The following is a 14,811-nucleotide window of genomic DNA, read 5'->3' as shown; positions in this document are numbered from 1 at the left end:
ATGAAAAAACAGAAGCTGTTGATTATCTCGAATTGCCAAGGGCCCGCACTTTTTGGTCGGTTCATCAGGCCAGGGGCGCCCTCTTTCGAGTCGAAGTGGGATTGGCTCGGATCTGTCGAAGTTCACAAGATCCAGGCTGCGGATGCTGGCAAGATCATTGAGAGAATAGAACAGGCCGATGTAATTTGCACGCAACCCATTCAGAATTCATCTCTAGAAGAGGTGAAGATTGAGTCTCTGAGAGACCACGCGACGAAGAGAGGCAAGCGCTTGGTCGTTTTTCCGGCGCTGCACTTTGATGCGTTATTTTTTGCCCATGCTCCGAGGTCTTCGGAGTGGGGGAAGGACTATCCATTCGGTGCGACGGAGGACGCCGTCATCCTTGCTTGCTATCTCTCAGGCATGGATGTGAAAGAGACGCAGCGTGTCTTCCACGAAGTGCCTCTGTCAACCGCAGAAGCCCTCGGGCTGGCGCTAGCCGTCAACGTTCAGCAGTTTCACGATAGAGAGCAGAAATTTAGAACAGACATTCGGATTTCTGATTTCTACGCTGATTGGGCGCTCAAGAAGAGATTGCACTATATCAAGTCGCACCCGACTGCTGAGGTCTATCGGGAGATGGCGATTCGCCTTTGTGGGCAATTGGAAATGGGTGATTTTGTTTTGGAGAGGGTGATCGATGCGCGCGGCAACGATCAATTCTCCCTTCCTGTCAAAGGTTGGGTGAAGAGTTCTCTGAAGGCTGACTTCACAGACGATCCCGAAATGGCTAATTTTGAGAACAAGCCGGTTCCGTTCGGAGAGGTCATCAAGAAGCTTCATCAGTTCTATTCTCACCAACCCAGGGAGTCGCTTTTGCGAGCAGTCGGCGATTCCGTTCCGCATCGGCTACGGGCGGCCGGAGTAGCCCCCTTGCTGCACGTCGGCTGAAGCAAGGGGCAGGGAGGCCTGCCCCCTTCACTCGACGGCCTTGACCATCTCCTCGACCACCTTCTTGGCGTCGCCGAAGACCATCATCGTCTTGTCCATGTAGAACAGCTCGTTGTCCAGGCCGGCATAGCCCGCGGCCATCGAGCGCTTGTTCACGATGACGGTCTTGGCCTTGTAGGCCTCCAGGATGGGCATGCCGTAGATGGGCGAGCCCTTCTGCAGCGCGGCCGGGTTCACCACGTCGTTGGCGCCCAGGATGATGGCCACGTCGGTCTGGCCGAACTCGCCGTTGATGTCCTCCATCTCGAAGACCTGGTCGTAGGGCACCTCGGCCTCGGCCAGCAGCACGTTCATGTGGCCGGGCATGCGGCCGGCCACCGGGTGGATGGCGTACTTGACCGTGATGCCCTTCTCGGTGAGCTTCTCGGCCAGCTCCTTGACCGCGTGCTGGGCGCGGGCCACCGCCAGGCCGTAGCCCGGCACGATGACCACCGTCTCGGCATTGCCCAGGATGAAGGCCGCGTCGTCGGCGCTGCCGCTCTTGACCGAGCGCTGCACCTGGTCGCCCGCGGCCGCCGTGGCGGTGTCACCGCCGAAGCCGCCCAGGATCACGTTGATGAACGAGCGGTTCATCGCCTTGCACATGATGTAGCTGAGGATGGCGCCCGAGCTGCCCACCAGCGAGCCGGCGATGATCAGCATCGCGTTGTTCAGCGAGAAGCCGATGCCCGCGGCCGCCCAGCCCGAGTAGCTGTTGAGCATGGAGACCACCACCGGCATGTCGGCGCCGCCGATCGGGATGATGATCAGCACGCCCAGCACGAAGGCCAGGGCCAGCATGGCGAAGAAGGCGCTCCAGCTCTCGGTGGCCATGAAGGCCAGGCCCAGGCCCACGGTGGCCAGGCCCAGCACCAGGTTCAAGAGGTGCTGGCCGCTGAACTGCACCGGCGCGCCCTGGAACAGGCGGAACTTGGACTTGCCCGAGAGCTTGCCGAAGGCGATGACCGAGCCGCTGAAGGTGATGGCGCCGATGGCCGCGCCCAGGAACAGCTCCAGCCGGTTGCCGGTGGGGATGGGATCGCCCTTGGCCAGGCCGTGCAGCAGGGCACCGGGCTCGGCCACGGCGGCCACCGCGATGAAGACCGCGGCCAGGCCGATCATGCTGTGCATGAAGGCCACCAGCTCGGGCATCTTGGTCATCTCCACCCGCTGGGCCATGATGGCGCCGGCGCTGCCGCCCACCAGCAGGCCCAGCAGCACCCAGGACAGGCTCAGGGGCGAGCCGGCCAGCTTGGCGATCAGCGCGGCGGTGGTCAGCACCGCGATCGTCATGCCGGTCATGCCGAACACATTGCCGCGGATCGAGGTGGTGGGGTGGGACAGGCCCTTCAAGGCCTGGATGAAGCAGACGCTGGCGATCAGGTACAGCAGCGTCACGAGGTTCATGCTCATGCGGGACTCCCGGGCTGGGATTGGGCGGAAGAGGAGGCAGCGATGGCCTTGCGGACCTGGCGCACGACGAGGGCCTCGAGGGCCATCGTGACGAGTGCGGCCAGCGCGCCCGCGGTGCGGGATTCGGCCAGCTCGGCCACGACCACGCCGACGAAGCTGGCGTTGATCAGGCCGATCACGAAGACGACAGTGAGGACGACGGCTTTCACGCCTTCTCCTCCGGCTTCTTCTTCTCCTTCTTCTTGAACATCTCCAGCATGCGGCGCGTCACCAGGAAGCCGCCGAAGACGTTCACCGCGGCCAGGGCCACGGCCAGCACGCCCATGGTTTTGCCCAGGGGGGTTTCGGTCAGCGCGGCGGCCAGCATGGCGCCCACGATGACGATGGCGGAAATCGCGTTGGTGACCGCCATCAGCGGGGTGTGCAGCGCGGGGGTGACGGTCCACACCACGTGGTAACCCACGTAGATGGCCAGCACGAAGATGATCAGGTTGATCAGGGTCGGGGACACGGCGTCCATGGCAGGGCTCCGATCGATGTTGGGATGAAAGAGGTTCAGGCGCGCAGCACGGCGCCGCCCTGGGTCACCAGGCAGGCGGCCACGATGTCGTCATCGGCCGGGATCGTCAGCGCGCCGCCGTCCTTGGGCAGCACCAGCTTGAGGAAGTCCAGCACGTTGCGGGCGTACAGGGCCGAGGCATCGGCAGCCACCAGCGCCGGCAGGTTGGTCTCGCCGACGATGGTCACGCCGTGCTTGACGACCGTGCGGCCGGCCTCGGTCAGCGGGCAGTTGCCGTCCGTGCCGCCCGGGCCCTTGCCTGCGGCGATGTCCACGATGACCGAGCCGGGCTTCATGGCCTGGACCATGGCCTCGGTGATCAGCACCGGCGCGGCGCGGCCGGGGATCAGGGCGGTGGAGATCACCACGTCGGCCGCCGCCACGCGCTTGGCCACCTCGGCCTTCTGGCGTTCCAGCCAGCTCGGCGGCATCGGCCGGGCGTAGCCGCCCACGCCCTCGGCGGCTTCCTTCTCCTCGGCGGTCTCGTAGGGCACGTCGATGAACTTGGCGCCCAGCGATTCGACCTGCTCCTTCACCGAGGGCCGCACATCCGAGGCCTCGATGGTGGCGCCCAGGCGCTTGGCGGTGGCGATGGCCTGCAGGCCCGCCACGCCCACACCCAGGATGACGACCTTGGCGGCCTTCACCGTGCCGGCGGCGGTCATCAGCATCGGGAAGAACTTGCCGTAGCGGTCGGCCGCCATGATGACCGCCTTGTAGCCCGCGATGTTGGCCTGGCTGGACAGCACGTCCATGCTCTGGGCCCGGGTGGTGCGGGGCGCCGCCTCCAGCGCGAAGCTGGACAGGCCGGCGGCGGCCATGGCCGCCAGGCCTTCCTTGTCGAAGGGGTTGAGCATGCCCACCAGGGCGGCGCCGGGCTTCATCAGGGCCAGCTCGTCGGCCGAGGGGCGCTGCACCTTCAGCACCAGCTCGGCGCCCAGGGCGCCGTTGCGGTCCGTCAGCGTGGCCCCGGCGGCCTCATAGGCTGCGTCCGGCACGCTGGCGGCGAGGCCGGCGCCGGCCTGCACCTGGATCTGGTGGCCCTGGGCCACCAACTTCTTGGCCGTCTCGGGTGTGACGGCCACACGTGTCTCTCCGGCCGCTGTTTCCAGCGGAACGCCGATCAACATGGGTCTCTCCTCTTCTTCAACGCTTGGATGGGTCCTGGCGGGCCGGTACGTTGCCGCCCGCGGGTTGCAGGGCAGCTTACAGGCATTGCCCCTCCCTGCGAGAGGGGGCTGGCCGCGGTGTGGCAGGGCACCGACGGGCTGCCCCCCGACCCCCCAAAGAATGTGGCGGGTTTCAGGCTGGTTACCATCCGGACATGGGTGCACCACGCTGGAAACCGAACGTCACCGTGGCCGCGGTGATCGAGCGCGGCGGCCGCTTTCTGCTGGTCGAGGAGATGACCGCCGACGGCCTGCGGCTGAACACGCCGGCCGGCCACCTGGACCCGGGCGAGAGCCTGGTCGAGGCGGTGGCCCGCGAGGTGCTGGAAGAGACCATGCGGCCCTTTGTGGCGCAGGCGCTGGTGGGCATTCACATGGGGCGGCTGCAGCGCCCGGGCGGCGAGGACATCACCTTCCTGCGCTTTGCCTTCACCGGCTCGGTGGCTGAGCCTGTGGCGGGCCGGGTCTACGACGAGCCGGTGGTGGCCAACCATTGGCTGAGCTGGGAGGAACTGCAGGCCTGCCGTGCGCGGCACCGCAGCCATTTCGTGCTCGACAGCATCGACCAGTACCGGGCCGGGCAGCGCTACGCCCTGGACCTGCTGCACACCGATCCCAGCCTCTACGCCGGGACCTGAAGGCCCCCCGGCGAGGCCCCACGCCGGCGCGGGCGGCCCGCCCTTTTTACAATCCGGGATATGGCTTCACAACGTGTGGTCGTCGGTCTGTCCGGCGGCGTCGATTCTTCGGTCTCCGCCTGGCTGCTCCAGCAGCAGGGCTACGAGGTCATCGGCATCTTCATGAAGAACTGGGAAGACGACGACGACGGCGAGTACTGCTCGACGCGCCAGGACTTCCTGGACGCCGCTTCGGTGGCCGACGTGCTGGGCATCGAGATCGAGCACGTCAACTTCGCGGCCGAGTACAAGGACCGCGTCTTCGCCGAATTCCTGCGCGAGTACCAGGCCGGCCGCACGCCCAACCCGGACGTGCTGTGCAACGCCGAGATCAAGTTCAAGGCCTTCCTGGACCACGCCATGCGCCTGGGTGCCGACAAGATCGCCACCGGCCACTACGCCCGGGTGCGCGAAGTGGGCGGACGCTTCCAGCTGCTCAAGGGCCTGGACCCGCTGAAGGATCAGAGCTACTTCCTGCACCGGCTCAACCAGGCCCAGCTGTCCAAGACCATTTTCCCGGTGGGCGAGCTGCCCAAGACCGAGGTGCGCCGCATCGCCGCCGAGCTCAAGCTGCCCAATGCCAAGAAGAAGGACTCGACCGGCATCTGCTTCATCGGCGAGCGGCCCTTCCGCGACTTCCTCAACCGCTACCTCAGCAACCAGCCCGGCCCCATCCTGGACGACCGCGGCCGCCGGCTGGGCGAGCATGTGGGCCTGTCCTTCTACACCCTGGGCCAGCGCCAGGGCCTGGGCATCGGCGGCGTGAAGGAGAAGAAGGCCCAGCGCGGCGGCGGCGACCACGCCCCCTGGTACGTGGCCCGCAAGGACCTGGAGCGCAACATCCTCTACGTGGTGCAGGGCCACGACCACCCCTGGCTGCAGTACCGCAGCCTGGTGGCCGACGACACCAGCTGGGTGGCCGGCGAGCCGCCGGCGGCCGGCGCCATCGGTGCCAAGACCCGCTACCGCCAGGCCGACGCGCCCTGCACGCTGGCGCCGGGCGCCGGGGCCACGCTGGGGCTGGACTTCGCCGAGCCGCAATGGGCCGTCACCCCGGGCCAGTCGGCCGTGCTCTACGACGGTGAGGTCTGCCTGGGCGGTGGCGTCATCGCCAGCGCCGAACCCTGGCGCTGAGTTTCCGCGCGCGGTCCCGCCACCGCACGAAGCGGGGTTGGGGGCCACGCGCTGTATTGTTATGTACATAACGTACGCGCCGACGTCGCAAATGCGACAGCCGTGGCGCGGCTGGGCCCTTGGGAAAGGGCGCTCCCCAGGGGGACGAGCACTGGCATGCCGATTGCTCACTGCCCGCTCGTTCGCTATATAGATCAATAAATAACGAACTCATCCAACGCCACGCCGAGGCCTTTCGCAGGCACTCGGCGGGCGGGTGGAGAAGCCGCCGGGGAACTTGGGAGCCCCTGGCAGGACATCGTCGAGCAGTGGTCCCTTGAGCCGCTCCAGGCGTGCCGGGGCATGCCCCGGCACGCCTGGAGATTTCGAATGTTCTCAGGAGAAATCATGTTCCGCATTTCCATGGGCAAACGGTTGTTGGGGGTTTCGGTCATCGCATTGGCCTTGGGCGCCTCCAGCGTCCAGGCCGCCACGGTCAAGGTCGCGGTGGCGGCCAACTTCCTGGCGCCGCTCAATGCATTGGTCACCGCCTACAAGGCCGCGGGCCGGAGCTATTCCAGCTCCACGTTCACCGTCACCTCGGGGGCCACCGGCGATCTCGCCGCGGCCATCAGCGGCGCCGTCACCTCCGGGGGCAGCACCCCTTACGACCTGCTCTTCGCGGCGGACGACACCACGCCGGCTTCGCTCGCCAGCACGCTCAGCAGCTACGGCGTGGTCCAGACGCCGTACTTCTATGCCCAGGGCAAGTTGGTGCTGTGGTCCAAGTACGGTCCCGATGTCAGCACCGCCGGCTACGCCGGCTTTCCCTCGCCCGCCGGCTATGCCTACGCCAATGGCCAGGTGGCCATTGCCAACCCCAGCACCGCGCCGTACGGCACCGCCGCGCAGCAGGTGATGGCGCGGGTTACCGGCATCACCTACCCGGGCGGCAGCTACGACGCCAAGTTCTCCCAGTACTCGACCATCACGGCCACCTACAACGCGGTCAATGCCAGCACGGGGACCACGTCCTATCCCAACCTGGGCTTTGTCGCCAAGTCGCTGCTCTGCGATGCCAGCACCGGGGCCATCCGCAGCCCGCTGACCGGCACCTACTTCGAGTACACGCCCTCGTCGGTGGACGGCGGGGCGCCGCATGACCGCCTGCTGCAGAACGCGGTGGCCATCCGCGGTCGCAGCGGCGCCAGCGATGCCGCCGTGGACGACTTCTCGGCCTATGTCCAGACGGCGGCCGCCAAAACCATCATCCAGAGCTACTGCTACCTGACCACGACGTCGTGATGGGAGGGCGCCACCGCCGGCATGGGCGGTGGCGCGTGCCGCACAAGAGGGGGATTCCAAGATGAACAGACCGTCCTTTCACCCGCGCCGGCTCAGCCTGGCCATCGCCGCGCTGTGCTGCACACCGGCCTTGTGGGCCGCGCCCCAGGGCGGGGTGGTGACCAGCGGCACCGCCACCATCGGCCAGAGCGGTGCGGTCACCACCATCGACCAGGCTTCCCAGAGGGCGGCCATCGACTGGCAGAGTTTCAGCGTCGGCGCCCGCGAGACGGTGAACTTCAACCAGCCCAATGCCTCGGCGGTCATCCTCAACCGGGTGATCGGCAACGAGCGCAGCGTGATCGACGGGGCACTGCATGCCAATGGCCAGGTCTTCCTGATCAACTCCAACGGCGTGCTGTTCGGCAAGGGCAGCAGCGTCAGTGCGGCCGGCCTGGTGGCCAGCACCCGCGATCTCGGCAACGCGGACTTCGAGGCGGGCCGGGCGGTCTTCCAGGGCGACAGCGCCGGTGCGGTCGTCAACATGGGCCGGCTCAGCGCGGGGACGGGTGGCTACGTGGCCCTGCTGGGCCAGCAGGTGGTCAACGAGGGCGTGATCGTCGCCACCCAGGGCACGGTGGCCCTGGCCAGCGGCAACCGGATCAGCCTCCACTTCAACGGTGATTCGCTGCTGGGCCTCAGCCTGGATCAGGGCGCACTCGATGCGCTGGTGGACAACCGGGGGGCCGTCTACGCCGACGGAGGCTCGGTGGTCCTCACCGCCAAGGCGGCCGAAGCGCTGCTGGGCAGCCAGGTCAATGACAGCGGCATCGTCCAGGCCCGCACGCTGGGCGATCTCCAGGGCGACATCCTGCTCAACGCCCTCGGGGGCACCACCCGGGTGTCCGGCACGCTGGACGCCTCGGCGCCCGCGGGAGGCGCGGGGGGGCGCATCGAGACCTCCGGGCGGGCCGTCCAGATCGCCGACGGTGCGCTCATCAGCACCCGGGCCGCCCAGGGTGCGACGGGCCACTGGACGATCGACCCCGATGGCTTCACCGTGGGCGCGGACGGCGACATCAGCGCCACCACGCTCAGCGGCCTGCTGGCCAGCAACAACATCACGCTGGAGTCCACCGGCGGCCATGGCACCGACGGGGACATCCATGTCAACGACGCGATCAGCTGGGCGGCCGACACCGTGCTGACCCTGACGGCCACGCAGGATGTCGCCATCCACGCGCCCATCACCGCCACCGGGGGCCACGCCGGCCTGGCCCTGAACTACGGCGGCGACTACAGCATCGACACTGGCGCGGGCGCCTCGGTGACCCTCAGCGGCGCCAACGCCAGCCTCAGCCTCAACGGCACCGCCTACACGCTGGTCCACGACATGGCGGCGCTGGCCGCGCTGGACGATGTCCACGGCCTGGCGGCCGGCCATTACGCCCTGGCCGAGGATCTGGACGCCTCCGGCACGCCGTACAGCGCGGCGGTGGTGGCCTACCTGTCGGGCACGCTGGCGGGGCTGGGCCACACGATCAGCCACCTGACCCTCTCCGAGGCCTATGGCAGCACCGACAACCTCGGCCTGATCGGGACGATCACCAGCACCGGCACCGTCCGTGACCTGGGGCTGAGCGACGTCCAGGTGGACGGGCCCCTGTACGTCGGCGCGCTGGCCGGCGAGAACGACGGCGCCATCCTCAACAGCCACAGCAGCGGCACGGTGTCCGGCTACATCAACGTCGGCGGCCTGGTGGGCACCAATGTCGGCAGCATCACCCAGTCCTGGTCCAGCGCCGCGGTCCTGGGGGCCCAGGCCGACTACGGCTCCGGCCTGGAAGGCTATTACAGCGGCGTGGGGGGCCTGGCGGGCGAGAACTACGGCAGCATCACCGACGCCCACGCCAGCGGCGATGTCACCGTGCTCAGCGCCGACCCGAGCGCCAGCGCCACCTACATCGGCGGGCTGGTGGGCTACAACGGCAACGGGGTGCTCACGCGCACCTACGCCAGCGGTGATGTGACCACCACGTCCAATGTCTATTACGTGGGTGGGCTGGCCGGCATCAGCTCCGGCAGCCAGGCCGCCATCATCGACTCCCAGGCCAGCGGCAACGTCAGCGGAGGCAACCACGTGGGCGGCCTGGTGGGGAGCAACGGCTACGGCGCCAGCATCCGCGGCTCGTCGGCCACCGGCACGGTCACCGGCCTGTCGACCGACAGTCCCGCCGATGTGGGCGGCCTGGTCGGCGAAAACCTTTCGGGCAGCACCATCAGCAGCTCGTTCGCGACCGGCGAGGTCACCGGCAACAACAGCTACATGGGTGGCCTGGTGGGCAGCAATGGCGGCAGCGTCGCCGATTCCTATGCCACCGGCAATGTGGACCCCACCGGCAACAACAACGCGGGCGGGCTGGTCGGCTCGAACGCCGGGGAGATCAGCGGCTCGCATGCCACGGGCAACGTGTCGGGTGAGTACGTGGGCGGTCTGGCCGCCCTCAACAGCGGCAGCATCGCCGATTCGTATGCGACGGGTAATGTGACGGGCAGCTACGCCGCGGGCGGCCTGGTGGGGGGCAACACCGGCACCATCACCGGCTCCAACGCCTCGGGTGCCGTGGACGGCGCCTACGACGCGGCCGGCGGCCTGGTGGCGGTCAACAGCGGCAGCATCAGCGACTCCAGCGCCACCGGCGCGGTGACCGGCGCGACGGCGGCGGGCGACGACAAGCTCACCGGCCGCAACACCGGCACCATCACCAACAGCAGCTACCACGATGTGGCCGCGGAGGCCGCCGCTGCCGCGGCCCAGGCTGCGGCCGATGCCGCCGCACAAGCCGCTGCCGACGCCGCAGCCAAGGCGGCTGCCGATGCTGCCGCCAAGGCCGCCGCCGACGCTGCTGCTGCCGCCGCAGCCCAGGCCGCCGCCGACGCCGCGGCCAAAGCGGCTGCCGATGCTGCCGCGGCTGCAGCCGCCCAGGCGGCCGCCGATGCCGCTGCCAAGGCCGCCGCCGACGCGGCGGCCAAAGCAGCCGCCGATGCTGCCGCTGCCGCCGCCGCCCAGGCCGCGGCCGATGCTGCCGCTGCCGCCGCCGCCCAGGCCGCGGCCGATGCCGCCGCGAAAGCGGCCGCAGACGCTGCCGCCCAAGCGGCTGCGCAGCAGGCGGCCCAGCAGGCCGCGCGACAGGCCGCCCTGGCCCAGGCGGCGCTGGAGCGACGGATCCAGGAGGGCACCGGCCAGGCTGCGCAGGCGGTGGCCGACGCCCAGCGCGTGACCCGCCAGGGGGCCGTGGCCGCGAACGAGGCCATCTCGGCTCAGCCGCGCGCCGCCGCCCTGGACAGCCACCTGATCATCAGCGAGCCGGGCCGCTTCTCCGCCCATGTCCGGCGCATCGAGGTGGACGGCCAGGTCTACGAGCTGGATGACAGCGCCGCTGCCCCGGGCACCTCCCGTCCGGCCACCCCGCCATGAGCCCTCTGTTCCCGGCCCCTTCTTCTGCGCCTTCTCCTTCTCCTTCTGCTGGCCTGCCATGAATCCCCTGTCCGTCCTGCGCCGTGTGCCCCGCCGCTGGTCTGTTCCGCTGGTCCTGTGCGTGGCCGCGGGGGTCAGCCCCGCGCAGACGGTGACGCCGCCCTATGGCATCGGCGATGCGCTCAAGGCGGTTCAGCCCGAGCGCGCGCCAGTGCCGGCCCCACCCCCGGCGCCGGTCATCCAGACCCGCGAGGAGGCGCCCCTGAGCCTGCCCGACGGCGCCACGCTGACGGTCAAGGCCTTCCGCTTCGAGGGGGCTGAGCTCATCGCCGAAGACGAACTGCAGGCCGAGCTGGTCTCCTTCCTGAACCGGCCCCTGCGCATGGCCGACATCGAGGCCGCCGCCAGCCGGATCACCGCGCTGTACCGCCAGCGCGGCTACCTGGTGGCCCGTGCCTATGTGCCCCGGCAGGACGCGCGCTCGGGCACCCTGGTGCTGCACATCCTGGTGGGCCATTTCGGCCAGTTCTCGCTGAAGAACACGTCCCGGGTGGCCGATGATCTGCTGCGGCCGGTGTTCCAGTCGCTGCAAGGCCAGGGGGTGGTCAGCCGAGACGGCCTGGAGCGCGCGATGCTGCTGGTCGGCGACATGCCCGGGGCGTCGCTGCCCCGGCTGACGGTGGGCCCGGGCCAGGCGCCGGGCAGTTCGGACTTCGAGGTCGAGGTGCCCGAAGGTCCTCTGGTGACGGGCAGTCTGCTGGGCGACAACCAGGGCTCGCGCTACACCGGCAGGAACCGCGTCAGCCTGGGGCTGGATGTCAACTCCCCCTTGGGTGGCGCAGACCGGCTGTCGCTCAATGCGATGAATGCCGAGGGCGGCGGTCTAGCCAGTGGCCGGCTGGCCTACAGCGTGCCGCTGGGCAGCGATGGCCTGCGTGCCGAGCTGGCGGGCAGCAAGACCACCTACGAGCTGGGCAGCGTCTACCAGGACCTGGGGGCCAGCGGCACGGCCTACAGCGCGGAAGCCACCCTGAGCTATCCCGCGCTGCGCAGCCGGTCGCAGAACCTGGTCCTCAGCCTGAACCTGGCGGCTCGCCACCTGCGCGACGACATCGACGCCGACCGCTCCAGCAACCCCAAGGACGCCACCGTGGCCACCCTGGGCCTGCAGCACGAGGCCTGGGGCAATCTGTTCAATGCGCCCAGCTACAGCCAGCTCAACCTGGGCCTGACCGTGGGCGAGCTGGACTTCACCGATGCCTCCCAGCGGGCGCTCAACGAGGCCGGGGCGCACACCGGTGGTGGCTTCGCCCACCTGAACCTGGGCCTGCAGCTGCGGCTGAACCTGAACCCGGCCTGGACCGCCAGCGCCATGCTCACCGCCCAGAAGGCTCTGCACAACAAGAACCTGGACAGCAGCGAGCAGATGAACCTGGCCGGCCCCGGCGGCGTGCGGGCCTACCGGGAGTCGGTCAGTGGCGACAACGGCGCCCTGGTCAGCGCCGAGCTGCGCTACGCCCTGCCGGTGCTGGCCGGCTTCAGCCAGTCCCTGGGGGTGTTCGGCGACGCCGGCCGAGTGGCCCTGCAGGACGGCAGCTACACCACCGTCCGCGCCCACCACCTGGCCGACCTGGGCCTGGGCTGGGCAGGGCGCTGGGGCGACTGGGTGGGCAAGCTGCAGGTGGCGCGGGCCGTGGGGGCCGCGCCGGAGGACGGCAGCGGCAAGACCCGCGTGCTGGCCCAGGCCGGCCTCGCGTTCTGACCCACCGTCCGGCATCGACAAGGAGCAAAGGACATGAATCTCAATGGTTTGAGCGGGGTGATCGACTACGGCGTGATCGGCCTGCTGGGCATGCTGAGCGTGCTGGTGGTGGCCATCGGCCTGGAGCGCCTGCTGTTCTTTCGCCGCCTGGACCTGCGCAGCGTGCCGGATCGGCATTCGCTGGAGCTGGCGTTGAGCCGCAAGCTCTTCGTCATCGCCTCGGTGGCCAGCAATGCGCCCTACCTGGGCCTGCTGGGCACGGTGCTGGGCATCATGCTGACCTTCTACAAGATGAGCCAGGGCCCGGCCGTCGACCCCGGGCAGATCATGATGGGGCTGGCCCTGGCCTTGAAAGCCACCGCGGCGGGCCTGGTGGTGGCGCTGGTGGCCGTGGTGCTCTACAACACCCTGCTGCGGCGGGCCACGGTGCTGACGCTGGAGTGGCAGATCGGACGGGCGGCGGGAGACGCCGCATGAACGAGAAGTCCTTCGAGAGCCTGAACATGGTGCCGTTCATCGACATCATGCTGGTGCTGCTGACCATCGTGCTGACCACCTCCAGCTTCATCGCCAGCGGGCGCATTCCCATCCAGCTGCCCCAGGCCAGTGCCAGCCCGTCCGAGGCGCGGCCCACCCAGACCATCGCCATCAGCGCCAGCGGGGCCATCTACTACGCCAGCGAGGCGGTCAGCACGGCGCAACTGCGCCAGCGCCTGGCCGCCGTGGACCGGGCCACCCCGCTGCTGCTGCGTGCCGACCAGGCGGTGTCTCTGCAGCACTTCATCGACGTGGCCGATCTGCTCCAGCAGCTGGGCTTTGCCCGGGTGGCGGTGCAGACCCAGGCCCCACGGCCGTGAACACCCTGGCGCCTCCCTCGCGCTTCGGCTTTGCGCCGTGGCTGGGGGTGTCTTTGCTGCTGCATGGCGCCCTGTTGGGGCTGCCCTGGTTGTGGTTCGCCGGCCGGTCGGTGCCCCCGCCGCCGCGTCACCAGATCCTGGCGCTCGATCTGGCCGGGCTGGTGGGGACCCGCCAGCGCGAGGCGTCGGTCGGCGCCCGCGCCGCCCACCCGCCAGCGCCACCTCCCGCCGCGCCCCGGCAGCCACAGACGCCCGCGCCCACCCCGGCGCCGCGCCGTGCGCCGCCCGCACCGCCCGCACCGCCGATGGCCGGGGTGGCCGCGCTGCCTGCACCGGCCCCTGCCCCGTCGCCGGTGGCGCCCGAGGTGGCCCGGCCCAGGCCGGAACCCGCGCCGGAGGTGGCTCCGCCTGGCACGGCGGACGACACCCGCCTGGCGCAGACCATCCGCGCGCCCCGGCCGCCCGACGAGGCCGCGGCCATTCAGCAGTACCTGCGGGTGCTGCGCCAGGCCATCCAGTCGCGCCTGGTCTATCCGCCCGAGGCCCGGGCGCTCGGTGCCGTCGGCGCGCCGGTGATCCGCTTTGCCATCACCGCCAGCGGCGACATCCAGCCGGGTTCGCTGTCCATCCAGGAAAGCAGCGGCTACCCCGTGCTGGACGACAAGGCCCTGGCCGCCGCGCTGGCCAGTGCGCCCCTGGCGCGACCGCCCAAGCCCATGAGGGTGGCGATCGCGGTGTCCTTCACACGGGAGCCCTAGCCCGCGAGGGCCGGGCCGCGGGGACGGTCACAGCCCCAGCAGGGCGGCGAACTGGGCGGTTTCCATCGCCCCGGCCTGGCTGCCGTACTCGCCCGTCTTGGCATTGCGGAACAGCACCAGCGGCACGCTTTCGCCGCTGATCTGCATGAACAGCGCGGTGTTGGCCTTGACCTTCTGCACCAGGTCTTCATTCAGGGTGCTGGCCGGCGTGATGCCACCCTGGCGGGCCAGCAGGCGCTGCTCGTTCTCGGCCATCGCGGCCTTGGGGTCGGCGGCCGACAGGATGGTCACGCCCTGGGTCAGGGACTTGGGCTGCAGATAGCCCACCGGCATCCACACCACCCGCACCTGGCCGGCCAGCGGCTGCAGGGCCTGCCACAGGTGGGCGCAGTGCGGGCAGGTGGTGTCGAAGAAGACATAGGCGGTGTGGGCGGCCATCAGCGGCCCCACCGAGAAGCCGGTGCCCTTGGCCGCCAGGGCGTAGGCCCGGTCGGCCGGGATCTTGGCCACGCTGGGGGCGGCGGCCTGGGCCGGGGTCTGGTCGCAGGCGGCCAGGGCGCCCACCATCAGGGCGGCGGCGGTCTGCAGGGTGAAGTGTCGACGGTTCACAACGGGTTCCTTGTCACGCAAAGGTCAGGGCGCCGGTGTCAGAGTCCGTCCGGGCCGCGAGGTTCCTACCTGGGTTCCAACGTTAGCAGCGCCCGGTCCGTGCACAGGGAGAGCGGGTTTCTCATGGCATGCTTGCGGTCTCCCTGGCTCGCTCCGCTCCCGT

At 69.4% G+C, this 14,811-nt stretch carries 14 protein-coding genes; 9 read left to right on the top strand and 5 right to left on the bottom strand.

What is annotated here, in order from left to right; all coding sequences use genetic code 11:
• On the top strand, positions 1 to 930 hold the full coding sequence (locus M0L44_RS13620) for a WcbI family polysaccharide biosynthesis putative acetyltransferase (protein WP_252770243.1): 930 nt from the start codon (positions 1 to 3) through the stop codon (positions 928 to 930).
• Positions 931 to 957: 27 nt separating this feature from the next.
• On the opposite strand, the gene M0L44_RS13615 is transcribed toward M0L44_RS13620, so the two are convergent.
• Genes M0L44_RS13615 through M0L44_RS13600 form a run of 4 tightly spaced genes read right to left on the bottom strand, consistent with a single transcriptional unit; the run spans position 958 to position 4,071 of the window.
• Positions 958 to 2,382 (bottom strand): NAD(P)(+) transhydrogenase (Re/Si-specific) subunit beta, encoded by a 1,425-nt coding sequence (locus M0L44_RS13615; protein ID WP_252770241.1) that lies wholly within the window; start codon positions 2,380 to 2,382, stop codon positions 958 to 960.
• On the bottom strand, positions 2,379 to 2,591 hold the full coding sequence (locus tag M0L44_RS13610) for a hypothetical protein (RefSeq protein WP_252770240.1): 213 nt from the start codon (positions 2,589 to 2,591) through the stop codon (positions 2,379 to 2,381). The genes M0L44_RS13615 and M0L44_RS13610 overlap by 4 nt, the downstream gene beginning before the upstream one ends.
• On the bottom strand, positions 2,588 to 2,902 hold the full coding sequence (locus M0L44_RS13605) for an NAD(P) transhydrogenase subunit alpha part 2 (RefSeq protein WP_252770238.1): 315 nt from the start codon (positions 2,900 to 2,902) through the stop codon (positions 2,588 to 2,590). Before M0L44_RS13605 ends, M0L44_RS13610 begins: the two co-directional genes overlap by 4 nt.
• Positions 2,903 to 2,937: 35 nt before the next feature.
• Positions 2,938 to 4,071, bottom strand: coding sequence for a Re/Si-specific NAD(P)(+) transhydrogenase subunit alpha (locus tag M0L44_RS13600; protein WP_252770236.1), 1,134 nt, complete (start codon positions 4,069 to 4,071; stop codon positions 2,938 to 2,940).
• Between the two features lie 194 nt (positions 4,072 to 4,265).
• Here M0L44_RS13600 and M0L44_RS13595 point away from each other — a divergent pair, with 194 nt between their 5' ends.
• The 8 genes from M0L44_RS13595 to M0L44_RS13560 all read left to right on the top strand — a co-directional run bounded on the left by M0L44_RS13595 (position 4,266) and on the right by M0L44_RS13560 (position 14,039).
• Complete coding sequence (locus tag M0L44_RS13595; protein WP_252770235.1) at positions 4,266 to 4,748, top strand: NUDIX domain-containing protein; 483 nt, start codon at positions 4,266 to 4,268, stop codon at positions 4,746 to 4,748.
• Between the two features lie 60 nt (positions 4,749 to 4,808).
• A complete protein-coding gene (mnmA, locus tag M0L44_RS13590; RefSeq protein ID WP_252770234.1) occupies positions 4,809 to 5,921 on the top strand; it encodes a tRNA 2-thiouridine(34) synthase MnmA in 1,113 nt (370 codons plus the stop codon).
• A 387-nt stretch (positions 5,922 to 6,308) separates the two neighbouring features.
• Positions 6,309 to 7,205, top strand: a complete 897-nt coding sequence (locus tag M0L44_RS13585; protein WP_252770233.1) for a substrate-binding domain-containing protein — start codon at positions 6,309 to 6,311, stop codon at positions 7,203 to 7,205.
• 61 nt (positions 7,206 to 7,266) lie between these two features.
• Complete coding sequence (locus tag M0L44_RS13580; RefSeq protein WP_252770232.1) at positions 7,267 to 10,662, top strand: GLUG motif-containing protein; 3,396 nt, start codon at positions 7,267 to 7,269, stop codon at positions 10,660 to 10,662.
• A gap of 58 nt (positions 10,663 to 10,720) precedes the next feature.
• Complete coding sequence (locus M0L44_RS13575; RefSeq protein WP_252770231.1) at positions 10,721 to 12,424, top strand: ShlB/FhaC/HecB family hemolysin secretion/activation protein; 1,704 nt, start codon at positions 10,721 to 10,723, stop codon at positions 12,422 to 12,424.
• A 33-nt stretch (positions 12,425 to 12,457) separates the two neighbouring features.
• Positions 12,458 to 12,901, top strand: coding sequence for a TonB-system energizer ExbB (exbB, locus tag M0L44_RS13570; protein ID WP_022979629.1), 444 nt, complete (start codon positions 12,458 to 12,460; stop codon positions 12,899 to 12,901).
• Positions 12,898 to 13,281: an ExbD/TolR family protein gene (locus M0L44_RS13565; protein WP_252770230.1), complete on the top strand. Its 384-nt coding sequence runs from the start codon at positions 12,898 to 12,900 to the stop codon at positions 13,279 to 13,281. Before exbB ends, M0L44_RS13565 begins: the two co-directional genes overlap by 4 nt.
• Entirely contained in the window at positions 13,278 to 14,039 is a 762-nt protein-coding gene (locus M0L44_RS13560) for a TonB family protein (RefSeq protein WP_252770229.1), read from the top strand. Before M0L44_RS13565 ends, M0L44_RS13560 begins: the two co-directional genes overlap by 4 nt.
• A 27-nt stretch (positions 14,040 to 14,066) precedes the next feature.
• Here M0L44_RS13560 and M0L44_RS13555 read toward each other — a convergent pair whose 3' ends face one another.
• Positions 14,067 to 14,648: a thioredoxin fold domain-containing protein gene (locus M0L44_RS13555; protein ID WP_252770228.1), complete on the bottom strand. Its 582-nt coding sequence runs from the start codon at positions 14,646 to 14,648 to the stop codon at positions 14,067 to 14,069.
• Between the last annotated feature and the right edge of the window lie 163 nt (positions 14,649 to 14,811).

The organism is Ideonella oryzae (genome assembly GCF_024055665.1).
Taxonomy (GTDB): Bacteria; Pseudomonadota; Gammaproteobacteria; order Burkholderiales; family Burkholderiaceae_C; genus Ideonella; species Ideonella oryzae.
This window is presented reverse-complemented; position numbering and strand designations above follow the sequence as displayed.